Source organism: Colwellia sp. MB3u-45 (assembly GCF_014077005.1).
GTDB lineage: Bacteria > Pseudomonadota > Gammaproteobacteria > Enterobacterales > Alteromonadaceae > Cognaticolwellia.
On record NZ_JACGVC010000037.1, the window covers coordinates 38137 to 62912 of the forward strand.

Here is a 24776-nt window from a genome sequence, read left to right on the forward strand (position 1 = left end):
TGCGCTATTACTAACCATAGAACCTTCGGAGAATAATGTGGTAGAACCAAGTGTAATTGCACCCAGTGTCATTGAATTATGGGTAGGCACTATTAACGGTTATTTATGGGGCAGTATTTTAATTTATCTGCTGAGTGCTTGCGGGATCTGGTTTACTTTTCGTTTGAAAGGGCTACAAATCACGCGATTTTTTCACATGTTTACTATTTTAAAAACCAGTCGTAAAAGCTCTAGCCAGGGTATTTCTTCTTTTCAAGCGCTGTGCACATCGTTGGCGGCGCGGGTGGGTACGGGGAACTTAATGGGCGTAGCCGTGGCTATTTCATTGGGTGGTGCCGGTGCTGTTTTTTGGATGTGGTTGATTGCTTTAGTCGGTATGGCAACGGCATTTGCTGAAAGTGCTTTAGGGCAGCTCTATAAAGAACGCGACAGCTTGGGTAATTTTCGTGGCGGCCCCGCGTATTATATGAGTAAAGGTTTAAAGAATAAAAAATTAGCTATCACCTTTTCACTTTGTTTGTTTTTTGGTTATGGCTTTGTCTTTAGTGCTGTGCAGGCAAATTCTATTACCAGTGCATTTAATGGCTCGTACGGTTTTAATCCACTTTACACCGGTATCGTTATTACGATTGCCGCGGCTTTTATTATTTTTGGCGGATTAAAAAATATTGCCCGTTTTGCTGAGCTCACGGTACCTTTTATGGGCTTACTTTATTTACTGGTTTGCTGCACTGTTATTGGCTTGAATATCGAAAAAGTGCCGATGATTATTAGTGATATTTTCGCGTCAGCCTTAGGTTTAAAAGAAGCCGGTAGTGGTCTGGTAGGGGCGGCGATAGTACAAGGGGTTAAACGTGGTTTGTATTCTAATGAAGCCGGTATGGGTAGCGCGCCCAATGCTGCCGCTGCTGCAGAGCCTTTTCCTCCGCATCCTGTTTCACAGGGTTATATTCAAATGTTGGCGGTGTTTTTTGACACGATTGTCATATGTTCATGTACGGCAATCTTGATCTTACTTTTTAAAGATACTGGCAGCCAAGCGCAAGGCATTCAATTAACGCAACAAGCCCTTAGCCATCAAGTAGGGGCTTGGGGAAGCGACTTTATTACTATTGCCATATTGCTGTTTGCCTTTACCTCGATAGTGGCAAATTTCGCCTATGCCGATAATAATTTAAAGTATTTAAATATGGATAATTTCCTCGGACGATGGTTTTTACGTATTGGTTTTCTGTTGATGTTGGTCTTTGGCTCTGTAGCGACCTTACCTGAAGTGATCGCTTTAGCCGACTTGTCGACAGGATTAATGACCATTTTTAATGTTACGGCGTTATTCATGCTTTCTAAAGTGGTGGTGCAAATAACCAAAGATTATCACCGCCAACAAGATAAAGGCTTATTACCGACTTACCAGCCTGATGAAGAGGAGCAACAACGCTTTAATTTAACCCAAGGCATTTGGAATAAAAAGTAGCTGATAAAATTGGTATTGATTTAATACAAGCAAGTGTTAATAAAGCTGCTATACTGCGCGACTTAATATTTTGGCGTACTGCTTTAAGGCAGGTGCGTTTTTACGATAATACAGAAATGGTGATGTGATGAGTGTGGATGCAATAGGTTTATCGGCTAATTTACTAAAAGCGGTAAAAGCATGCGGTTATAAAAATTTAACGCCGATTCAACAACAAGCTATTCCTGTTATTCGTACCGGTGTTGATGTTTTAGCCAGTGCTCAAACAGGGACCGGGAAAACAGCGGCTTTTACTTTGCCTATTCTTGATAGTTTAGCGAAAAAAGTGAAGCCTAATGTGGATGGATTTGACACCACAACGACTGTTAAGGCACTCATTTTAACGCCAACACGTGAGTTAGCGGCGCAGATTTCAAAAAATGTAAAAACCTATGGTGAGTTTTTACCCTTGCGCTCGGGTGTCGTTTTTGGTGGTGTTAATATGCCACCACAAACTAAAATGCTTAAAACGGGTGTCGATGTATTAGTGGCAACACCAGGACGTTTAATTGAGCATCTTGAACAGCGCAACTTAGATTTATCTCAAGTGCAGTTTCTTGTGCTTGATGAAGCAGACCGTATGCTTGATATGGGTTTTTATAACGACATAGAACGTATTGTGGCAATGATCAAGGCAAAACATCAAACCTTGATGTTTTCTGCGACATTTTCAAATAAAGTTAAAACGTTAGCAAAGAAAATTCTGAAAACACCAAAAACCATTGAAGTAGCACGTCAAAACTCTACCTCAGGTAAAGTAAAGCAATCGGTTTATTGGGTTTCTGAAACCCGTAAAGCTGAGCTTTTGTCGGAGCTTATTGGGGTTAATAATTGGCAGCAAGTGTTAGTTTTTGCTGGTACTAAAGAAAGTGCCAATATTTTAGCGAATGAGTTGAAACTTGACGGTATAAAAACCGCTTTATGTCATGGTGATAAAACTCAAGGTGCGCGTAATAAAGCACTAGAGCAATTTGTTGATGGCAGTGTTCGGGTTTTAGTCGCTACTGATGTTGCTGCGCGTGGCCTTGATATTGCTAATTTACCTTATGTGGTTAACTATCATTTACCTTTCTTGCCTGAAGATTATGTACATCGTATTGGTCGCACAGGCCGAGCAGGTAAATCAGGTACGGCTATCTCATTAGTTAGCCCTAAAGATGAGCAGTTTCTTGATAATATTGAAGCCTTAATTGAGCGTAAATTTGAGCGTATTGTTGTACCGGGTTATGAATTAGACCGACCTTTACCTGCACATTATGACGCCAAAGAAGACGCGCCATTAAAGAAAAGCCGCTATAAAGCTACACAAGATAAGAATCAATTACTGGCGCGTAAAAAGGCTGAAGCCACACCAGCAGCTAAGCGCAGAGCAAAAGAGAAAACTAAAACTCAAAAAAATGCTCCAGTAAGTAAAACAGCAAATAAAAGACGTAAATAGTCTTTTTAAGTGCTTTGCTCATAACGCAGGTTAGTATTTATGCAGTTTGATAACACTGATATTGACGTACCTTTTAACTATCGACATCACTGCTGGTTTTGTGCTGAACCAGCAGGGCATTCTTTCACTTTTCCTCATTCAGAGCATTTAGTTTTTGACTGCTCGCATGAGCCATTGACCTTACCTAGTTGTGCAGAATGCGCGCGTGCGGCCAACCAAGCCGAAGTGCGCAGCATTTGGCAAGTTGAAAAAATTGTCAAAGAGTATTTAATTCAAAAATATCGTAAAGACCTTGCCATTGGCCTTAATTGGACACAAAACGAATTAGCGAATGCTGGTTTTGAAGAGGGCAGCTTTGCAGGATTTCAAAAAAGCGCTTGGTTTATGTATGAAGTAGCAAGAGACAGAGTGAATTTTTATGGCTGGCCGTTAGTGCTTAATGGCATTGAAATGGTTAACGAAGATGTAGACCTAGCGTTTTGTTTTGATGGTGTGAGTTATCCGAGTATCGATCAGGCGATGGAACATTATAGTGTTAACTTTGCACTTGATTTAGCGTTCTTACGCCGAGTAATAGCAAAAGTTGGCCCAAAAAGTTTTGCTAAAGCGGTAAGGTTTTGCCGCTTATATGTGGGTGCAACACCCAATGAAAAGTCACTTGCGTTACGTGAATTTAGTTAATAGTTTTATTACTATTACTATTACTACTCAGGTAGTACTGAGTTTATAGTGAGTATCAGTTAAACCCTCAACCTCAACCTTTCCACTTTAAGCCGAGCGATTAAAATACTTAGATTAGCCTTTGAAAGCGAGACTAAATTTTTGTGGCAGATTCATTTTTTGTGAATATAGCGCCTGATCCGCACGGAGAAAAAAACTGGAAACATCGTCAGCTCTGTTCATAAAAGCTAAGCCTAAGCTACAGGTTACATGATACTTTGCTAATAATATATCTTGCGACATTGTGTGGTAAATTCTTTGCTCGATGACGGTTAACGATGGTTTGGTCGCATCAGTGACGATAATCGCGAATTCATCACCACCAAAGCGGAAAACATAGTCAGTATCTCGAACACTTTGTCGTAATGCCTTGGCAAAATGTATTAAGACGTTATCGCCCATAGCGTGACCAAAAGAGTCGTTAACGGCTTTAAACTTGTTTAAATCACAAAAAATTAAGCCAACTAGCGTCTGTTGGCGAGTGGATTGGGCCATGGCGCGTTTAATTTGTTCGTCAAAACTACGTCGGTTGCCTAATTGGGTTAAGCTATCTTGCATCGCTAATTGCATTGCTTGGTGATATTGCACGGCATTATTTAAAGGGTTGATTAATAACTCATGCAGTTCAGTCAAGACTTTATCATTAGTCATACTGATGGGAATGTTAACTGCATAAGTAATTATGCCAAAAAATTGACCATTGAGTTTTAACTCAAACTGACGTTCTGCTTTAGCCTGCCGACTGTCCTTGGCTGTCGCATTTATATCAGGGTGTTTAAAATAAACACCTGTAAAATCAAGGTACTTTGCCACTTCAACTGCAAAAATATTGATAAGTTCTTTTACATCTAACGTGGTTTGTAATTGCTTAAGCAAGGCTAAATTACGTTGGCTCTGTTGTTCACTTTGTTGAAATAATGTGAAGGCATTAAATTTAGAGTTAGGGTGATCAACAACATTAACTGTAGCCATAGTTTTCCTTGTAAATTTTGACGTTAAACTTTATTTTCATATCCGTAACTATTTTAAAGCAAAAATCATACCTACTATTTAAATTAACAAATTTTTTATGGATATTTTAATGAGGTTTTAATGGGAATTATCAATTTACGTCGTTTATAGCTATAGCTAGTTGATGCAATTTTAACGAAAAAACAAAATTAAATATTAAGTTAAGTAACCGTTTTTAAGCGTTTTTTTATAAAAATATAATAAAATACTTTAGACAAAACAGCCTGCACAAGGCTACACTTAGCAGGCAAATACGATGTAAACGCTTTCAATTTGTTCTATTTTGCGTTTCATAGCAGCCTCATTTGAATGTGCTGGTGAATATACCAATAATGTCATGGGTATTAATTATAATTTCAACCAGTACAATTCTGCAATTTTCAGTTTCATCACCTTCGAAGGAATACATGTGACAGGTCACTTTGAATTACTCGCTATATTGTCCAGTGCCGTTTTAATTGTTTGGCTTTTTCGACGCTTGCAATTGCCAGCGATTTTGGCGTATTTAGTGGCAGGTGTGTTGGTGGGTGACCATGGCTTAGCTATCGCTCAAGAACATGTTAATTATGAACATTTTGCTGAACTCGGTATTGTATTTCTACTGTTCACCCTTGGGCTTGAATTTTCATTACCTAAATTAGTTTCTATGCGGCATCTGGTGGTTACTGTGGGTAGCTTACAAGTGATTATTTCACTGGTGTTATTTATGTTGGTGGCGATGTTTCTAGGGCAAAGCATTGATGCGGCAATAACCATAGGCGGTATATTAGCACTTTCTTCTACTGCTATTGTTATTCGCCAGTTAAGTGAAAGCGGTGGTATGAAGAAAAAGTCAGGACAATTATCTGTGGCAGTGCTGTTGTTTCAAGATGTTGCGGTAGTGCCATTGTTAATTATTATCCCTTTATTAGCCCAAGGCGGCGATTCTTCTTTTATTATGGCGCTATTATTTGCACTAGTTAAAGGGGTATTTGTTGTTTCACTATTATTATTCGCTGGTAAATGGATATTACCTAGATTATTCAATTTAGTTGCTCAAGTTAGAACTGATGAATTATTTGTATTAACCACATTACTGGTGACCTTAGTCGCATCAGCATTAACGCAGTGGTTTGGCCTTTCGATGGCGTTAGGAGCCTTTTTAGCGGGTATGATGTTAGGAGAGAGCCAATATAAACATCAGCTTGAAGCTGACATTAGACCCTATCGTGATATTTTACTGGGTTTGTTTTTTGTCACAGTTGGCATGAAGCTTAATATCAATGTTGTTTTTTCCTCTCCTTTGATCATTATTTCGCTGTTAGTCTGCTTTATGGCGATTAAAGTGTTGGTGATTGTTTTACTAGCAAAACGGGCTGGAGAGTCTTCTAAAGATGCTTGGGCTGCCGGTATTATGTTGGCGCAAATGGGTGAGTTTGGTTTTGTTTTAATTGCTTTAGCTAGCCAAGTTGAAGTGTTACCTGAAACCACGGCATCCATCTTACTGGGTACGGGTGTGCTAAGTATGGCAATAACGCCTTATATGATCAGTCATGCGCGCGGCTGGGCACTTTGGTTGAGCCGTGAAAAGCCACTGGACAGCCAAGTGTTAGAAGAATTACCTCAAAGTACCACACTCAGTGATCATGTTATTATTTGCGGCTTTGGCCGTATTGGACAAACCGTTAGTCGCTTCTTAAAACAAGAGTCGATCGACTTTGTCGCTATTGATATTGACCCCTTACGGACAAGTAAAGCAAGAGAGGCGGGTGAAAACGTGCTTTTTGGCTCTTCTAGGCAGGCTGAATTGTTGCATGCTGCACAGTTATCAAAAGCTAAGCTGGTTGTTATCGCCTTTGGTGAAGATAAACAATCACTTGATGTTATTCAAAAAGTACGTTCTTTATCCCCTAACGTGCCTATTTTAGTGCGTACCCGCAACGACGATCAGTTAGACGAATTACATGCGGCGGGTGCAAATGAAGTGGTTCCAGAGAGCCTAGAAGGCAGTTTAATGCTAGTGTCTCAAGTTTTGTCATTATCAGGCGTGCCTTTTTCTCGCATTGTTCGCCGTGTGCAAAAAGAGCGTAAGAACCACTACAATCATTTACATGGCTTCTTTCAAGGCGAACATACTGATATGAGCCCTGATAGTATTGACCGTATTGAATTTGCGCATGCGATTATATTAGCCGATGATTCTTTTGCTAATGGCCGTTCAATTGCTTCATTAAAACTAGGTGATCGCCGTGTTATTGTGGTCGCATTACGTCGCAATAACATTGAAAGCGAAGAGCCTGACGTTGACACGATATTACAATCACAAGATACCTTAATTGTGCGTGGCAAACCCAGACGGGTAGAGCGAGCTGAACGTTTTGTCCAAGAAGGGCATTAGCTTATTTGACGGTAGTATCAGTTGTTAAAGCAAAAAGCTTGTTTAAGGCTTTTTAATTAACATGGCTTAGATATCAAGAAATTGGCGAATTTTAGTTTCTTGCTCAAGTGCGTCATTAAAGCCGAGGTTTATTAACTCCTTACAATAGTTTTTTTCAAACAATAAGTAGCTGACTAAGCTAGATTCCGCGTCATTGCTAACCCCCATGCTGCGTAATAATAGTCGAATCGACAAAGGCAGTTTATCGTAATATTTCACCGCAATATTGTTAAAGTTATGACTAGGGTTAAGCAGATAGGATTCAATGTTTTTTAAACCGGAAATGTTTTTTTTCTTTGCATCTGGAATTAGCGATAAGGTGTTGTTAACCCTCTCCATGCGTTCAATATCACTTTGCAGGGTATCTGAAAAAACAGAATCAAGTAAGTGACTTGCGATTGCCGCTGTTGTTGGTGGATGTGGGTTATTTTCAACCGCATGAAGCGGCTCTTTTGGTTGCTCGACACCAACAATAAATATTTTTTCTGCTCCTAAGTGGATGGCAGGACTTAACGGAGACAACTGGTGAACTGAACCATCGCCTAAATGATGGCGTTGTATTCTTTCTGACGGAAAAACTAACGGAATGGCCGCTGATGCCATTAAATGTTGGCTGTTTAATTGCGTAGGCTCGCCCCGTCGCTTTGCTCTAAACCAAGGCGAAATAGACGCTTCTGATTGAAAAAAACTAATCGAGTCACCGCTGGAATAACTTGATGCTGTCACCGATACTGCGGAGAGATAACCGCGTCTAATATTGGTATCTATTCGGCTAAAATCTACTACGGTTTCAAGCAGTTGTCTAAGCGGCGCGTTGTTTAATAAGCTTCGGGCACTTTTATTGGCATAATCTGCCTGAAAGTTACCTAAAACCCCACCGATTAAGTGACTAAACACACGTAGGGGATCGGTATGATAAATTCTTTCAGGATCGAGATTTTTCCAGACCCACTCCAATTTTTTGACCGCCAATTGAAAACAGGAGGCATAACAAGCTAATGCGGTTGAGTTGATAGCACCTGCTGACGTACCACAAATAATTGGAAAAGGCACACCATGATTGCGTGGCATAAATTTAGCTATCGCAGACAAAACACCGACCTGATAGGCGGCACGTGCGCCTCCACCGGTTAATACTAAAGCGTTATTACTGTTGATGTAGCTACGTTTATTCGTCATTAATTAAACCGATGTTATTAAAGTCGAGCGTGATTTTAATCAGTTTTCTATAGGGTGGCTAGTTGAAATGAATAATATTTGCTTGCCAGTTCAGGTTAATAGAAAAAAGGCCAGCAAATGCTAGCCTTTTAATGACACAAGAATTATTGACTAGTAAAACATTGAACTGATAGCCATTGAACTTGTAGTCATTGAAATAAAAAATTTTTCATGTACTTAATTCAATGGTTATCAGTTTGAGTTAAACGTCTACAGAAAAATAAACCACTAACCACCAACACGTTCGTTTGCAGCGTCGATTAATGGTTGCGACCCATGTTGAATAAGGGGTAGATTTTCAGAAACAACGTCTCTTGGTAATTTTCCAATCATCAAAGAGCCTATCTCAACTGAACCCCTGGTAGCAGCAAATTCTAACAAGTTTTGACCATTACACTTAATATCTGAAAAAATATCACGAATTCTTAATCTATTCGCCTTTAAGAATGAACGCATACGTCTTTTGTCGTCTGCAGCAACATACTCACATATACTTAGTGCAATGTCAGCAGCTTGCGCTTTTGGCGTTGATACAATAGACGTCATTGTTAAAGCAGTAATGGTAGTAACTAGTAATAATTTTTTCACTTTAATAACCTTTTATAATACAAATAGAGTTAATAAAAGAAAAAACCACAGGATGTACCTAATAACACGGTGACTCCGCTGTCATAGATAAAGATAGTACTATCCTTAGACCGGTGGTTTTGCGTAACACGTTTTCGCGTGTTTTGCCTTTTCTTTGTTAGTGTAATTATCACTAAAGTCGTAGTTAATTGCAACCCAAGGGTTACAACTTATTGGTATTTAACACCTAGTTGACTTAATTATTTTACAAATGGCGATTTTATAAGCTTTACCTATAACGTTATTGATTTTGAAGATGTTTTTATAGAAATGTAGGGCGTTAATTCAAAGGTTCTAGACGTTATCCACAGTAGCTATTGTGTACAACTAATACCTTGCTTGACGGTTGATATTTAGGGGCGGTTTGGCAGTATGAAGTTGTATTACTAAACCTGGTGAATTTTGTGGAGAGGGGAGCAAGTTAGAAGCATGGCGGTAATAGCAATCTCACTAATTTTCTGATTATTTACCAAGTTAAAACACCCCTCTACTGCGTTATTTACTTAATAATTAGAGCGACTAGTTATCAAACAAATGTCTTGTATTTCGCTTTTTGATCTTCGTATAGAGAAGACCAGTTAATTAATGCAACAGGTGAAATGCATTTTTAGCTTAAATCGTGATAACTAATTAAATATTAATATTTTTCATAGATCAATATAAGCGATGACTATGATGGGACTTCGGCGAATTATAACGCCAAACTGAATACAAAAAGGGACCGTAGCCCCTTATTTTATATGTTTTTATTAATTATCAACTGCAGGTTATCACTTTATAATTGCATCTCAGGCACGTCGCCTTCAACAACAAGTTCACCTTCAGTTAATGATATTATTTCTGCGACTGACACGCCAGGTGCACGCTCTAATAAGTAAAACTTACCATTTTTTATTTCAATAAAAGCCAGATCAGTTAATACCCTTTTAATACAGCCTTTACCGGTTAACGGCAGCGTACAATTACTTAACAACTTAGACACACCATGTTTAGAGGCATGGGTCATGGTCACAATAATATTGTCTGCACCGGCGACTAAATCCATCGCACCGCCCATACCTTTAATTAACTTACCAGGGATCATGTAAGAGGCAATATTACCATTTACATCCACCTCAAAGGCGCCTAAAACGGTTAAATCAACGTGACCGCCTCTGATCATGGCAAATGATTCTGCTGAATCAAAAATTGATGCGCCTTTTGCCATCGTCACTGTTTGTTTACCTGCATTGATCAGATCGGCGTCAATTTCTGCTTCGGTGGGAAATTGTCCCATGCCTAGTAAGCCGTTTTCAGACTGCAGCATGACTTCGATCCCTTCGGGAATATAGTTTGCCACTAAGGTTGGAATACCTATACCTAAGTTAACGTAGTAACCGTCTTGTAATTCTTGTGCTACCCGCTGTGCTAGTTGTTCTCTTGTTAAAGCCATAAATTACTCCTTACTAACACTGATTATTCTGAGTCGCTACGAACAGTGCGCTGTTCAATGCGTTTTTCGAATGTACCTAAGATTAAGCGATTAACATAAATGCCCGGCGTATGAATGTGATCAGGGTCTAGTTCGCCTGGCTCCACAATCTCTTCTACTTCTACTACGGTTATTTTGCCTGCGGTTGCCGCCATAGGATTGAAGTTACGCGCGGTTTTTCTAAACACTAAGTTGCCATAACGATCGGCTTTCCACGCTTTTACAATAGCGAAATCGCCTTTAATTGCCGGTTCTAAAATGTAATGCCGCCCGTCAAATTCACGTTCTTCTTTGCCTTCGGCTACTGGTGTGCCATAGCCTGTCGCCGTAAAGAAAGCCGGAATACCAGCACCACCAGCACGCATTTTTTCTGCTAAGGTGCCTTGTGGTGTCAATTCAACTTCGAGCTCACCGCTCATCATCTGACGTTCGAACTCAGCATTTTCACCTACGTAAGAGGCGATGATTTTTTTGATTTGACGGTCAGGCAGTAAAATGCCAAGACCAAAATCGTCTACGCCGCAGTTATTTGAAACTAGGGTTAAGCCTTTAGTACCTTTACGCTGAATTTCGCGTATTAAATTTTCAGGAATACCACATAAACCAAAACCACCAGCAATTACGGTCATATTGTCTTCAAGACCGGCCATTGCTTCTTCATAGCTTGACACTACTTTGTCAAATCCTGCCATTATTTGCTCCTCAATATTAATGTTTAATTTATATTTTATTCGCTGATGTAGGTAATGCTCACAATCAACGCCAGGTAATTTTTTAGTTAACTTTTTAGTCTATATTTTAGTCTATATTTTAGATTATTTTGCACGATAGGCTATCGAGACTTTTGATAACGGCGCCTTGCCTAATTTGTCGCTAATAAACCATCCTGCAGCCAGTAATTTGTCAAAATCAATATTAGTTTTTATACCTAAGCCATTGAGCATATATAACACGTCTTCAGTGGCGACATTGCCTGATGCACCCTTAGCATATGGGCAACCACCAAGACCTGCAATAGCACTATCGACTACCTTTACGCCCATAGCAAGCGCCGCGTAAATGTTGGTCAAAGCCTGTCCATAGGTATCATGAAAGTGCACAGCCAACTTATCAATGGGGACTTTAGCACTAACAGCCTGTAACATTTTTTGGACACTGGCTGGCGTACCAACACCAATGGTGTCGCCAAGTGATATTTCGTAACAGCCCATTTTATATAGCTTCTCTGCAACTTCTGCTACTTTTTCTGCTGCAACATCACCATCGTAAGGACAGCCAACGACACAAGAAACATAGCCACGCACACGAATGTTAGCGGCTTTTGCCGCTTGCATAATGGATTCAAAACGTTGCAAACTTTCATCAATCGAGCAATTAATATTTTTCTGACTAAAGGCTTCTGATGCCGCGCCAAAAATAGCGACTTCATTGGCATTCACCGCCATTGCTGCTTCAAAGCCTTTCATATTTGGCGTTAATGCGGCGTATGTAACACCGCTTTTGCGCTTAATACCTTTGAAAACATCACTAGAAGTGGCCATTTGTGGCACCCATTTAGGTGAGACAAAACTGCCGCTTTCAATGTAGCTGACACCGGCGTCGGCTAACTTTTCAATTAACGCTATTTTATCTTCTGCGCTAATCTGTAGCTTTTCATTTTGTAGACCATCGCGTGGCCCAACTTCAACTATTTTTACTGAGTTCGGTAATGAAAATTGAGCAATATCGGTCATTATGCTTCCTCTGCGGTAAAGGCGATTAATTCAGCACCACCGTCAACCATATCACCATCTTTATAATATAGAGCATCTACAACACCATTACTTGGCGCGCGAATGGTATGTTCCATCTTCATTGCCTCCATAATCATCAAGGGTTGATTTGCAACTACGTTATCACCGGCTTTTATTAATACGGACACCATGGTGCCGTTCATGGGCGCAACTAAGCCACCATGGTTATCATCAGCACTATTATCGCCACAGTCTGGCAATATATGAATAAAATTAAACACACCATTTTGATGGAAAAGGCTAATTTGGTTAGCATTTTTTGCAATGGTTGCATGACTGCGGTAGCCGTCAATACTGGCGTATAACGTTTCGTTTTCAATACGACCTTGACAGTCAACGGTTTGGCCATCAACTGAGATTAAGTAATAACTACCACTACCTTGACGCTTTTGCTCGACTATAATCGGGTATTCTGTGCCATTATGAGCCAATACTATGTGATGAATATTCGCTTCATTTAAGCGCCAAGCATTCGTCATATTCCAAGGTGAGAATGGGTCGTTGGTTTTTGCGGCCTTTGCTTGTGCTTGCTGTGCTTGTGACAACACTAAATAAAGTGCCGCCATTGGCAGTTCTCCAGCAAGGGATTGTTCGTTGTCATGAAATATTATTGCTTGGTTTTTTTCAATAAAACTGGTGTCGATATCCGCATTAACAAATGGCGCACAAGTGGCTAAGTTATAAAGAAAATCGATATTGGTTGTCACACCACTTATACGATACTCCGACAAGGCTTTCGCTAGACGCTGTAAGGCTTTTTCACGGCTTTCATCCCAAACAATTAATTTTGCAATCATAGGATCGTAAAACACGCTCACTTCATCCCCTTGGCGTACACCGGTATCAACACGAACAAATTCACTTTCAACGGGCGGTTGTAAAAAGTCTAACTTGCCAGTGGCAGGTAAAAAGTCATTGTTGGGATCTTCAGCGTAAATTCGGGCTTCAAAAGCATGGCCGTTAATTTTCAGTTCGTGTTGAGCTTTAGGTAATATTTCACCTGCCGCAACACGTAATTGCCATTCTACTAGATCTTGACCAGTAATTAGTTCAGTCACTGGGTGCTCGACTTGTAAGCGAGTATTCATTTCCATAAAGTAAAATGAACCATCAACATCAAGTAAAAATTCAACCGTACCGGCACCTTGATAACCAATAGCTTGTGCTGATTTTATAGCCGACTCACCCATTTGGGTACGTAGCTCTTCGCTCATACTAAAGGCCGGCGCTTCTTCAATTACTTTTTGATGACGACGCTGTACTGAACAGTCGCGCTCAAAAAGATAAACCGCGTTTTGGTGATTATCACAAAACACTTGAATTTCAACATGGCGAGGTTGAGTTAAGTACTTTTCAACCAACATTCTATCATCACCAAAAGATGATTTTGCTTCGCGTTTAGCAGCGGCAAATCCTTCAGCAAACTCATTTTCATGCCAAACTTGGCGCATACCTTTACCACCGCCGCCAGCGGTAGCTTTGAGTAATACCGGATAGCCCATATCATCAGCGGCTTTTTTGATCACGGCCTCCGATTGGTCATCTCCGTGATAACCTGGCACTAAAGGCACTTGGGCCTTTTCCATAATATTTTTAGCGGCAGACTTTGACCCCATGGCTTCAATAGCAGCAACCGGTGGGCCAATAAAAGTAATACCTTCTTTGCTACACATGCGACAAAACTCAGCATTTTCAGAAAGAAAGCCGTAACCTGGATGAATAGCTTGCGCGCCGGTACGTTTCGCGGCTTCAATTACTTTCTCTGATAATAAGTAACTTTCGCGTGAAGGTGAGCCACCAATATGGATCGCTTCATCGGCCATATTGACGTGTAATGAGTCAGCATCAGCATCAGAATAAACCGCGACTGTTAATATACCCATTTTGCGTGCGGTTTTAATAACACGACAGGCGATTTCACCACGGTTGGCAATTAGTATTTTAGTAAACATAAATTTTATCCTTCGCCTTTATTTGTTGATGTTTTTGACTCGGCTTGCCAAGCAGGTTGGCGCTTTTCAAAAAATGCCGTTAGGCCTTCTTGACCTTCTGCGGAAACACGAATGGCTGCAATACGCTCACAGGTGTTTTTAATCAGTGCTTCGTCAATGTCTTGGTAAGCTACATCAAAGGCTAGCTGCTTTGCTTGTCGCACGGCTAATGGCCCATTGGCTAATAGTGTGTTTACCATTTCAGTAACTGCGCTATCTAATACGGTTAACGGGTATATTTCATCGACTAAACCAAGTTGCTGTGCTTTGTCAGCAAAAAATCGCTCAGCAGTTTGAAAATAACGTCTGCTGGCTTTTTGGCCGATTGCGTTAACCACATAAGGGCTAATGGTGGCAGGAATTAGGCCTAACTTTACTTCACTTAAACAAAAGCTGGCTTTGTCGCTGGCAAGGACAATATCGCAACAGCTTGCTAGCCCAACAGCGCCGCCAAAGGCAGCACCTTGCACTTTAGCAATGGTAGGCTGTGGCAAGAAATTAAGGTTTTTCAACATTTGGGCTAGGGCGTTAGCGTCCGATAAATTCTCTTCATAAGAGTAAGATGCCATTCGCTGCATCCAAGCTAAATCAGCGCCAGCAGAAAAGTTTTTTCCGCTTGACGCTAACACCATGACATTAATGTCATGGCATTGTGCTATGGCCTGAAATAGGTGATTTAGTGCAAAAATAATACTGTCATCAAAGGCATTATGCTTTTCAGGATTATTTAAGGTAACCGTTGCTACGCCGCGGCTGTCAACATCGAACAATACCTGTTCACTAGGACTTTTTATTTGGTTATATGAAAGCATCATCAATTCACCCCTACATTCTAAACAGACCAAATTTGGTCTCTTTTATAGGTTTATTAAGTGACGCTGAAATAGCTAAACCAAGCACCTGACGCGTATCGGCAGGGTCAATCACGCCATCGTCCCATAAACGCGCTGAGGCATAATATGGATGACCTTGATGTTCGTAATTATCAATAATGGGTTGCTTGAAGTTTGCTTCTTCTTCTGCGCTCCATTGTTCACCACGAAGGTCTTTTTGATCACGTTTAACTTGGGCTAATACGCCAGCCGCTTGTTCGCCACCCATCACTGAAATACGCGAGTTTGGCCACATAAATAGAAAGCGTGGATCGTAAGCACGGCCGCACATGCCATAGTTACCTGCACCGAAACTACCACCAATTAAAATGGTAAATTTAGGCACTTGTGCGGTTGCAACCGCGGTAACCATTTTTGCGCCATGTTTAGCGATACCGCCGGCTTCATATTGCTGACCGACCATGAAACCAGTAATGTTTTGTAAAAATACTAAGGGAATTTTTCGTTGAGCACACAGTTCTATAAAGTGCGCGCCTTTTTGTGCCGATTCGCCAAACAAAATGCCGTTATTGGCAATAATGCCGACTTGGTAACCATAAATACGGGCAAAGCCACAAACTAAGGTGGTGCCATAAAGCGCTTTAAATTCATCAAATTCACTGCCGTCAACCACACGGGCGATAATTTCACGCACATCATAAGGCTGACGAGAATCTTTGGGTACAATGCCATAAACTTCTTCTGTGGCATAAGCCGGTTCAACAACTTCTTTAATGGCCATTTGTACGGGTTTAACCCGATTTAAATTACCAATAGCGCTGCGAGCAATTTCTAAAGCATGGTGATCATTTTGCGCATAGTGATCGGCAACACCTGAGGTACGACAATGCACATCAGCGCCACCTAAATCTTCAGCACTGACTACTTCACCCGTAGCTGCTTTAACTAAGGGCGGGCCTGCAAGGAAGATAGTGCCTTGTTCTTTTACGATAATAGATTCGTCAGCCATAGCTGGAACATAAGCACCACCGGCGGTACATGAACCCATCACTACTGCTATTTGTGGAATGCTTTGCGCTGACATATTGGCTTGGTTAAAGAAAATACGGCCAAAATGTTCTTTATCGGGGAAAACGTCATCTTGATTCGGTAAGTTAGCACCACCTGAATCGACTAAATAGATACAAGGTAAGTTGTTTTCTTGCGCGATAGCTTGGGCGCGTAAATGCTTTTTCACCGTTAACGGGAAATAAGTACCACCCTTTACGGTCGCGTCATTGGCAATAATAAGACATTCTTGACCACCCACACGGCCAATGCCTGTGATGATACCTGCAGCGGGAACGTTATCGTCATAAACTTTAAAGGCGGCTAATTGTGATAATTCAAGAAATGCAGAGCCGGGGTCGAGTAGGGCATAAACTCGATCTCTAGGTAATAATTTACCACGTGATAAATGACGTTCTCGACTGCGTTCACCACCACCGAGTTTTATTTCTTCTAACTTAACTTTTAAATCATCGACTTGTAGTTGCATATGGGCAGCATTTTCGATGAAGTCAGGGCTGCGGGGATTAATTTTTGATATTATCTTAGCCACGGTATAACCTTATGTTTTGTTGAACTCTTGCTTGGTCAGCGCATATTGATATTGTTTTCGATTCACTAATATTAAATCTGTGCTTAATGAGTGATGAGTATTCAATAGCAATAGTCACTGAAGTATTTTATAGCTTGTGCTTTTTTTTGAGCCTTGGACTAAGCTCGAAGCTAATAGCGCGAGTTCAATAAAAACACCTAGCATAGTTGCCTATCTGGGTGTTTTTAGGTAGAAGTCGCGTCATTAGCAACGAAAAAGCCAAAACCAGCGTTAAACTGATTCGTTAAACAGTTCGCGGCCAATTAGCATACGGCGAATTTCTGAGGTGCCAGCGCCAATTTCATATAACTTAGCATCACGCAACAAACGCCCAGCAGGGAATTCATTAATGTAACCGTTACCGCCAAGTAATTGAATGGCGTCTAAAGCCATTTTTGTGGCCAGTTCGGCAGAATATAAAATAACACCCGCGGCATCTTTACGGGTTGTTTCACCGCGATCGGCTGCCATTGCACATAAATAAGCATAAGATTTAGCCGCATTCATTTGGGTGTACATGTCGGCAATTTTGCCTTGAATTAATTGAAATTCACCAATGGCTTGACCAAATTGCTTTCTGTCATGAATGTAAGGCACAACTAAGTCCATACAAGCGTCCATAATACCTAGCGGGCCGCCAGTTAGTACGATGCGTTCATAATCTAAGCCTGACATTAATACCCGAACGCCTTTGCCTTCGCCGCCTAAAATATTTTCAGCCGGCACTTCACAATCTTGGAAGACTAATTCACAGGTATTAGAGCCGCGCATACCTAATTTATCTAGTTTTTGATGACGTGAAAAACCCGGATAGTCACGTTCAACGATAAAGGCAGTAATACCTTTAGAGCCGGCACTGGTATCAGTTTTTGCATAGATAATAAAAACATTGGCATCAGGACCGTTAGTAATCCACATTTTGTTGCCATTAAGAATGTATTTATCGCCTTGTTTTTTGGCGGTAAGTTTCATACTGACTACATCAGAACCAGCGTTTGGCTCTGACATTGCTAAAGCACCAATATGTTCACCTGAACACAGTTTAGGTAAATATTTTTCTTTTTGTTCATGGCTACCATTTTTGTTTAATTGGTTTAAACAAAGGTTAGACATGGCGCCATAACTTAGGCCTACAGAGGCAGAAGCACGAGAGATTTCTTGCATAGCCACCATGTGTGCTAAGTAACCTAAACCAGAACCACCGTATTGCTCATCTACTGTCATGCCTAACAAACCTAGGTCGCCAAATTTGCGCCATAAGTCCATGGGGAATTCGTTATCTTTATCGACCTGTGCCGCACGAGGGGCAATTTCATCACGAGAAAAAGCGTTCACCGTGGTGCGGATCATGTCAACAGTTTCACCTAGGTTAAAATTCATTGATGAGAAAGTAGAAATCATAGTAGTACCCTTAATAATGGTTTGTCGTGTTAACGCTTTTATTATTACGTTAACTTTTACTTTATTTGTTACGCGACTTAGCGCTTTTATCTATTGCTGCTTATTGACTGACTAACGGTTATTTTTCGATAAGCGCCAAGGTATTTTGGCAATTTTTTTCTAAACCAGTTAATTCAATCAACACCGCTTTAATATCTTCTAATTGCTGATTTAAGTCATTCTTTTTGTTGGAAATTAATTCCATGATTTGTATTAATTGCGTTGCACTTGAAGTGTCAGCATCGTAAAGTTCAAACAAGCGACCCGTTTCTGCTAATGAAAAACCTAAACGTTTACCACGTAGAATTAACCTTAGTCTAACTCTATCTCTCTGGTTATATATTCTTGTTTGTCCTTTGCGATTTGGTAGTATCAGGCCTTGGTCTTCGTAAAAACGAATACTGCGGGTGGTAATATCAAACTCTCTTGCTAACTCGCCGATAGAGAAGGTGATTGGGTTCTTATCGCTCATTATGGTTACTCATTCTTGTTGCTCTAAGTTAACGCGCTTTTTATTTATGGGATACTTTACAATAAGTTTACGTTAACGTAAAGTGCGAGTGTAAAGTTAGCTAACTGAAGTGCTTTTACATAAGAGATAATAGCCGTGTGCGGTTTAAGTCCGCGGTTTAAGTCAATGGTGTTATTTAAAGCATAATTGAGCACATGATTTTGCTTTAAATAACGATGACAAACTTTGTAAATACTAGCGTTATTATATTAAAAAGTATAAAGAGTACGTTTGTGTAAAACTAAATTTACGTTAACCTAATTTGTAATTCTTATTGATTATTGAAAAACTATCTAACCAACAAATGTCGAACAAATGCTAAACAACACTTTATCGGAGAACCCTATGTCTACTCAAGATCCAATCGTTATCGTTGCTGCAAAACGTACCCCTATGGGTGGTTTTATGGGCGGTTTATCAGCCGTTAGTGCTACCACTTTAGGTGCAACTGCCATTCGTGGTGCTATGGCGGCCGCTAATCTATCTAATGATCAAGTTGATGAAGTGATCATGGGTTGTGTATTACCTGCGGGCTTAAAACAAGCTCCCGCAAGACAAGCTGCTTTAGAAGCTGATTTAGCTTTATCAACCGCCTGTACCACTATCAATAAAGTTTGTGGCTCAGGTATGAAAGCGGCTATGCAAGCACATGACGCTCTATTAGCTGGTTCTATTGATGTTGCCGTTGCTGGTGGCATGGAAAGCATGACCAACGCACCACATTTATTACCTAAAGGCAGAACTGGGATTAAAATGGGTCAAGGCCTAGTACTTGATCACATGATGACCGACGGTTTAGAAAATGCCTACGACGGTATTGCCATGGGTTGTTTCGCACAAGCAACGGCTGATGAATCTGCCTTTACCCGTGAAGATATGGACGCCTATGCTATTCGTTCATTAGCACGTGCTAATGCGGCAATTGCCGATGGTGCATTTGTTAATGAAATATCGCCAGTGACGATTAAATCGCGCCGCGGTGATTCAGTATTTGATATTGATGAACAACCAGGTAATGCTCGTCCAGATAAAATTCCTAGCTTACGTCCCGCCTTTAAAAAAGACGGTACCATTACTGCTGCTAACTCAAGCTCTATTTCTGATGGCGCGGCGGCATTAGTGATGATGAAGTTATCAGAAGCACAAAAACGTGGCTTAACGCCTTTGTGTAAGATAGTTGCTCACGCGACGAACGCACAAAAGCCAGCAGAATTTACCGTTGCGCCAGTAGGTGCGATGCAAAAAGTTCTAGCTAAAGCTCACTGGACAGCAGCAGATGTTGACTTGTTTGAAATTAACGAAGCCTTTGCTATGGTGACTATGCTAGGCATTAAAGCCCTAGACTTAGATGTTGAAAAAGTTAATGTTAACGGCGGCGCGTGTGCATTAGGTCACCCGTTAGGCGCCAGTGGTGCACGTATTATGGTGACATTAATCCATGCCTTGAAAAACAGAGGCTTAAGTAAAGGTATTGCTTCATTATGTATCGGTGGCGGTGAAGCAACTGCGATTGCTATTGAAATGATGTAACCATTACTTAAATTGAAAACCCACTTATTTGTGGGTTTTTTTGATCTTAGGGTACTAAACGCTATTAGCTGCAATATAGTCAAAGCATTTTAAATAAAAACAAACACTTACTTAACTGATGTTTAATTTGGTAAGCGTTTGATTTATAATTTAAATAAAAGATATCTAATCGTCTGAACTGCTAGATTTTACACAAACAGCTTGCGCTGATGGCTCGGCTGGCTTACAGCAAATATTGAATAAGTTAAAAAGTTAATGATATTTTTAACCTCTTAAGTTCATTTTACGTTTGAAGCTGTTGTTAGTGTTAATTACATTACGTGATTTTTTTTGCCAAGGAGACCAAACCAAAACAAGCCCTCGAACACAAAACCGAGCATGATAAATAAAAATATACCTGTTGAGCTGCCATAACTATAAGAGCTAAGCGCAGCCGTTATTAGTACTGCAAGAATTATAAACCTATATATTTTGTTCACACTAATTCCTTTTATATCATTGTAACTAGCATCCCATTAGAGAGCTAAAATAGCAAAGCGAAATCTTGGAAGTCCAGTCAACTATATTTTTCCGTTTTAAGTAGTTATCTATTTTGCTTTTATTAAGGGCACATATTTGTTGTAAAAATATGAAGTTAAAATCAAGTCGAATATAAATAAACCTATAACAACAGTGTAATGGTCGATAAAAGTGGGGAGAATTAGAATTATTAGTAATGATGGCAGTATTAATAATAGGGCTTTAAAAGGCACACAGATAGGCTCATTACAATTATTACAGTTATGACTAACTATAGGACTTAGGGCTAACTTTCTAAAAAAACTAACCGATTTCTCATTACAATATGGACAATTAAATTTATTCACCGTACCTCCATGTACATTGTCATACTTGAATAGCTTTTAACCTGCTTTAATTTATTATCGTTACTTCACCACTGTTAGAATCATAGTTAACGGTAAGAGTGTCTTGCTTGTTATAAGTATAAGTACAACTTCCATTATCATGTGTTGCTTCAAAGTCACTAGAGTCGTTACCTAACACTAGAGCATCTGGTGAATCTAGCACTGCTCGCCATACATCCAAACAATCATTTTCACTGTTTAATGTTAAACTAACACCTCTTGTATCAGCAGGGTAACCATAACTATTTACACTTAAATCTCCTCCTGCGAGGGGATCTGAAATCGCTATAAAATCTTGTACAGCCTGATTTTTTCCTCGTATTAACCAAGCAATATGTACTTGGTTTACACCACTTTTAAAAGCAGCTGAAATACCTAAAAATACAGCTTCATCGGCATCCTCAGTTAAATCAATAAACTTAGGCACTGCTGTAGCGGCCAATATACCCAAAATAACGATAACGACTACCAACTCAATTAACGTAAAGCCTTTTTGCTTATACAAACTTAAAATCCCTTTAAAATATTAATGTTTATCTCGAAAATGAGAAAAGTTAACGCCTGACTAAGAGGCAAAAAATAGTTTGCTAAAATGTTGAGGGCCGAAAACAGAAAACAGTTTGTTTTATAATTTAATGTCTTGTTATATAAGGATTATATTTAGCAATAGATATATAATCGTAGATAAAACAGCAATACTTAAAGTTACATAAGACAAGTGAATTAGCCAATACCTGTTAGATTTAAAACTATTATGTCTATCCCAATTTTGAGCTGCTTTAGGTTTGTTTAACTCTCTTGCTAATAAGAAAATTTTTAGCATTAATAGGTAATTCATACCAACAAAGTAATACTGTTAAAACAAAAGATATTAGCGACTTTAACCAACCCCCTCCCAGACGAAAAATGAGATGTAATCCACCAAACCTATTTGAAAAACACGGCTCTTAGAAGCTAATATGTGTAACTTAACCTTCAAGACGCTAATGCTTTTTTGTAACTTTTCGTCAATATACATAACTTAATATTAACATTCAACACGTTAATTTTACTTGTTGAATTATTTATTGAATTATTTATTGAATGACTTATTGAAGATAGCGATGTAGAAAGGCTGATTAAACTCCGCTTAAAACACAAAAGGGGACATGCAGTTAAGCTTTTTTTATATACAGCGCATGTTTGAGGTTAAAGTTGAATAACTTTGAAATCTGTATTTTTCTCACATATCAAAGCAATTATGTGAACATGACGCTAAACGCACTATTGATTGTTATTTATACTGGATGAAAGCCTATATCATTTTTATTGGAAAAACTCATTCAAACCACTGCGATGAAAAAGCAGTTGAACAGTTTCTTAGTTATCTTTGAAATAACTTAAGCCTTGCCTTTAAGCCTCAGGTGTTAGCGTCAAATTTGGTTTATTATTTATATATTAAATGATGGGAGGGGGCAGTTTTTTTACTTTGTATGACATGCGCTCAAATCAGCTAAGTTATTGTAAAATAAAAAGCCTAACTCTTTATGTTTCAAACGACTATGTAGCTAAAATAGCTGATTTTTCACACGCCCAGTTAGGTCTTAACTTAATATTGTCAGGTTAGGTAAAGCTTACTATTACATTTATCAGTTCAAACGCTGACTGTGCCACATTAGCAATATGTTTTTAATACTTATTATATTACCTAGATATTACCTAGATATTACCTAGTTTAATAGCGCAATAATTTGTTCGCCATAAAGCTCAAGCTTTGTTTTACCTATGCCATTAATCTCTAATAGTTGATTTGAATTTTTGGGATTTCTTCGTGCGATATCCATCAAGCTAGCGTCGTGAAAAATAACAAATGATGGTACGCCTCTTTCTTTAGCCCACAAGGCTCTTTGTTGCCTAAGCTTTTCAAAGTTAGCTTGTTCTTCTGTTGTTAAATCATTCTCAATAGCGGGTTTTGATTTTTGCGTTTGCTTGGATTTTGTACTCTTTTGTACCTTAAGTTGTATTGTACATTCCCCTTTTAATAAAGGCCGCGCTTTTTCGGTTAATTTTAACACGCCATAATCCATTTCAACGGCTAAATAGCCCATTGAAATCAGCTGCCTAAATACCGTCTGCCATTCATTTGCGATAAGTTCACTGCCAATATTATAAGTTGAGAGTTTATCGTGGTTAAGGCTGGTTATTTTTGGTGTCTTTTTACCGGTAAGTACATCAATTTGATGGCCAACGCCAAACCTTTGGCCTGTTCTATAAACCGTAGATAGCGCTTTTCTGGCGGCACTTGTGCCATCCCAAGTCAGAGGAGGATTCAAACAATTATCACAATTACCGCAAGGTTCTGCTAATGTTTCACCAAAATAATTTAACAGCACTTGTCTGCGGCATGAGCTAACTTCACAATAACCCAGTAAGGCATCTATCTTACGCTGTGTGAGATATTTAAACTGTTCATTGCCGTCACTTTGGCTGGCCATTTGTTTCAGTTTAATCACATCTTGCATACCATAAGCTAACCAAGTGTTAGCTGGCAGTCCATCTCGACCGGCACGTCCGGTTTCTTGATAATAGGCCTCGATACTTTTAGGTAAATTTAAATGCGCCACAAATCGTACGTCGGGCTTGTCAATGCCCATACCAAAAGCAATGGTGGCGACAATAATAATACCGTCTTCTCTCAGGAACCGTTGTTGGTTATTATCTTTAATATAACTGGCTAAACCGGCATGATAGGGCAAGGCAACTTTGCCTTGTTCAGATAACCACTGGGCGGTTGTTTCTACCGACTTTCTCGACAGACAATAAACAATACCGGCATCATTGGTATGTTCGGCATTAATAAACTGCAGCAGCTTTTCTTTGCTATTTTTCTGTTCACTGATCCTATATTGAATATTGGGTCGGTCGAAACTGTGTATAAAAGTTTTAGCACCGGTTAAATTTAAAACCTGAACGATTTCCTCTCGGGTTTTCATATCAGCGGTAGCGGTTAAGGCAATTTTAGGCGTGTTGGGGTATCGATGAGCTATGATGGAAAGTTTTTGATATTCAGGTCTAAAATCATGGCCCCATTGCGAAACACAATGAGCCTCATCAAAGGCAAATAATGCAATAGTGACTTTATCAATAAGGCTAAGAAAATAGTCACCTAATAATCTTTCAGGCGCAACATATAATAAGTCGATATTACCTGACATTATCAGCTGCTCTACGCGCCTTTGTTCTTCATAATCTTGTGATGAATTTAAGAATTCAGCTTTTACCCCTTGCAGCTTTAAGGCATCGACTTGATCTTTCATTAAAGCGATCAGTGGCGATACCACGATACCAACACCATCTAAAACTATCGCCGGTATTTGATAACATAATGATTTACCGCCACCCGTTGGCATCAGGGTGAACACATCAGTGCCACTGATTAATTCACTAATGATATTTGCTTGTTGATGGCGAAAATCAGCGTATCCAAAGGTGCTTTGTAAAACTGATTTTGCCGTGTTGATATCCAAATTAAGTTCCTTGATAAAACTAGATCATATTAAGTCAGCATATTTTTAAGTGCAGCGGTTATAAACCACCCAGACTAAAAATTTACCCATAAACAGCCCCAAAATCTAATTCACTTTACATTGATGTATGAGCCTTTATTCGTCAACACCGATTCTTTTGAGGGTCGAGCATTCGGTGAAGATAGCATTAATGGCGACATAAATGAACACAAGG

19 protein-coding genes and 1 riboswitch are annotated in these 24776 nt (G+C 39.6%); of the genes, 6 read left to right on the forward strand and 13 right to left on the reverse strand.

The features are described 5' to 3' along the window. The first annotated feature begins 37 nt into the window (after positions 1-37). From H4J41_RS02445 to H4J41_RS02455, 3 genes are all read left to right on the forward strand, one after another. Positions 38-1474, forward strand: coding sequence for an alanine/glycine:cation symporter family protein (locus H4J41_RS02445; protein WP_310649801.1), 1437 nt, complete (start codon positions 38-40; stop codon positions 1472-1474). 127 nt (positions 1475-1601) lie between these two features. After that, on the forward strand, positions 1602-2951 hold the full coding sequence (locus H4J41_RS02450) for a DEAD/DEAH box helicase (protein WP_182136387.1): 1350 nt from the start codon (positions 1602-1604) through the stop codon (positions 2949-2951). Positions 2952-2990: 39 nt separating this feature from the next. Further along, complete coding sequence (locus H4J41_RS02455; protein ID WP_182136388.1) at positions 2991-3632, forward strand: hypothetical protein; 642 nt, start codon at positions 2991-2993, stop codon at positions 3630-3632. Positions 3633-3746: 114 nt separating this feature from the next. Here H4J41_RS02455 and H4J41_RS02460 read toward each other — a convergent pair whose 3' ends face one another. Further along, positions 3747-4643 carry a GGDEF domain-containing protein gene (locus H4J41_RS02460; protein WP_182136389.1) on the reverse strand — a complete coding sequence of 299 codons (897 nt, stop codon included), beginning with the start codon at positions 4641-4643 and terminating at the stop codon, positions 3747-3749. Between the two features lie 448 nt (positions 4644-5091). On the opposite strand from H4J41_RS02460, the gene H4J41_RS02465 reads away from it, so the two are divergent. Beyond that, positions 5092-7059 carry a cation:proton antiporter gene (locus H4J41_RS02465; RefSeq protein ID WP_310649802.1) on the forward strand — a complete coding sequence of 656 codons (1968 nt, stop codon included), beginning with the start codon at positions 5092-5094 and terminating at the stop codon, positions 7057-7059. Between the two features lie 66 nt (positions 7060-7125). On the opposite strand, the gene H4J41_RS02470 is transcribed toward H4J41_RS02465, so the two are convergent. The 10 genes from H4J41_RS02470 to H4J41_RS02515 all read right to left on the reverse strand — a co-directional run bounded on the left by H4J41_RS02470 (position 7126) and on the right by H4J41_RS02515 (position 18582). Beyond that, positions 7126-8277 carry a patatin-like phospholipase family protein gene (locus tag H4J41_RS02470; RefSeq protein ID WP_182136390.1) on the reverse strand — a complete coding sequence of 384 codons (1152 nt, stop codon included), beginning with the start codon at positions 8275-8277 and terminating at the stop codon, positions 7126-7128. A 267-nt stretch (positions 8278-8544) separates the two neighbouring features. Further along, the gene (locus H4J41_RS02475; RefSeq protein WP_259363218.1) at positions 8545-8862 is read right to left on the reverse strand and encodes a DUF3718 domain-containing protein; all 318 of its coding nucleotides are present in this window, start codon (positions 8860-8862) and stop codon (positions 8545-8547) included. Between the two features lie 107 nt (positions 8863-8969). Then, positions 8970-9062: riboswitch (cyclic di-GMP riboswitch) on the reverse strand. A 656-nt stretch (positions 9063-9718) separates the two neighbouring features. Beyond that, entirely contained in the window at positions 9719-10375 is a 657-nt protein-coding gene (locus tag H4J41_RS02480; RefSeq protein ID WP_182136391.1) for a 3-oxoacid CoA-transferase subunit B, read from the reverse strand. Positions 10376-10398: 23 nt separating this feature from the next. Next, positions 10399-11106: a CoA transferase subunit A gene (locus H4J41_RS02485; protein ID WP_182136392.1), complete on the reverse strand. Its 708-nt coding sequence runs from the start codon at positions 11104-11106 to the stop codon at positions 10399-10401. A 123-nt stretch (positions 11107-11229) separates the two neighbouring features. Further along, on the reverse strand, positions 11230-12147 hold the full coding sequence (locus H4J41_RS02490) for a hydroxymethylglutaryl-CoA lyase (RefSeq protein ID WP_182136393.1): 918 nt from the start codon (positions 12145-12147) through the stop codon (positions 11230-11232). Then, a complete protein-coding gene (locus H4J41_RS02495; RefSeq protein ID WP_182136394.1) occupies positions 12147-14159 on the reverse strand; it encodes an acetyl/propionyl/methylcrotonyl-CoA carboxylase subunit alpha in 2013 nt (670 codons plus the stop codon). The genes H4J41_RS02490 and H4J41_RS02495 overlap by 1 nt, the downstream gene beginning before the upstream one ends. Positions 14160-14164: 5 nt before the next feature. Further along, a complete protein-coding gene (locus H4J41_RS02500; protein WP_182136395.1) occupies positions 14165-15013 on the reverse strand; it encodes an enoyl-CoA hydratase/isomerase family protein in 849 nt (282 codons plus the stop codon). Between the two features lie 10 nt (positions 15014-15023). Beyond that, positions 15024-16631: a carboxyl transferase domain-containing protein gene (locus H4J41_RS02505; RefSeq protein WP_182136396.1), complete on the reverse strand. Its 1608-nt coding sequence runs from the start codon at positions 16629-16631 to the stop codon at positions 15024-15026. 270 nt (positions 16632-16901) lie between these two features. Beyond that, positions 16902-18071, reverse strand: coding sequence for an isovaleryl-CoA dehydrogenase (locus H4J41_RS02510; RefSeq protein WP_182136397.1), 1170 nt, complete (start codon positions 18069-18071; stop codon positions 16902-16904). Positions 18072-18189: 118 nt separating this feature from the next. Continuing rightward, positions 18190-18582, reverse strand: coding sequence for a MerR family DNA-binding transcriptional regulator (locus H4J41_RS02515; protein WP_182136398.1), 393 nt, complete (start codon positions 18580-18582; stop codon positions 18190-18192). Between the two features lie 384 nt (positions 18583-18966). On the opposite strand from H4J41_RS02515, the gene H4J41_RS02520 reads away from it, so the two are divergent. Continuing rightward, positions 18967-20151, forward strand: a complete 1185-nt coding sequence (locus tag H4J41_RS02520; RefSeq protein ID WP_182136399.1) for an acetyl-CoA C-acyltransferase — start codon at positions 18967-18969, stop codon at positions 20149-20151. A 912-nt stretch (positions 20152-21063) separates the two neighbouring features. On the opposite strand, the gene H4J41_RS17705 is transcribed toward H4J41_RS02520, so the two are convergent. Continuing rightward, positions 21064-21561 carry a type II secretion system protein gene (locus H4J41_RS17705; protein WP_182136400.1) on the reverse strand — a complete coding sequence of 166 codons (498 nt, stop codon included), beginning with the start codon at positions 21559-21561 and terminating at the stop codon, positions 21064-21066. Positions 21562-22282: 721 nt separating this feature from the next. On the opposite strand from H4J41_RS17705, the gene H4J41_RS17785 reads away from it, so the two are divergent. Continuing rightward, positions 22283-22429 (forward strand): phage integrase N-terminal SAM-like domain-containing protein, encoded by a 147-nt coding sequence (locus H4J41_RS17785; RefSeq protein WP_404842442.1) that lies wholly within the window; start codon positions 22283-22285, stop codon positions 22427-22429. A gap of 336 nt (positions 22430-22765) precedes the next feature. Here H4J41_RS17785 and recQ read toward each other — a convergent pair whose 3' ends face one another. Next, positions 22766-24562: a DNA helicase RecQ gene (recQ, locus tag H4J41_RS02535; protein WP_182136401.1), complete on the reverse strand. Its 1797-nt coding sequence runs from the start codon at positions 24560-24562 to the stop codon at positions 22766-22768. Positions 24563-24776 lie beyond the last annotated feature (214 nt).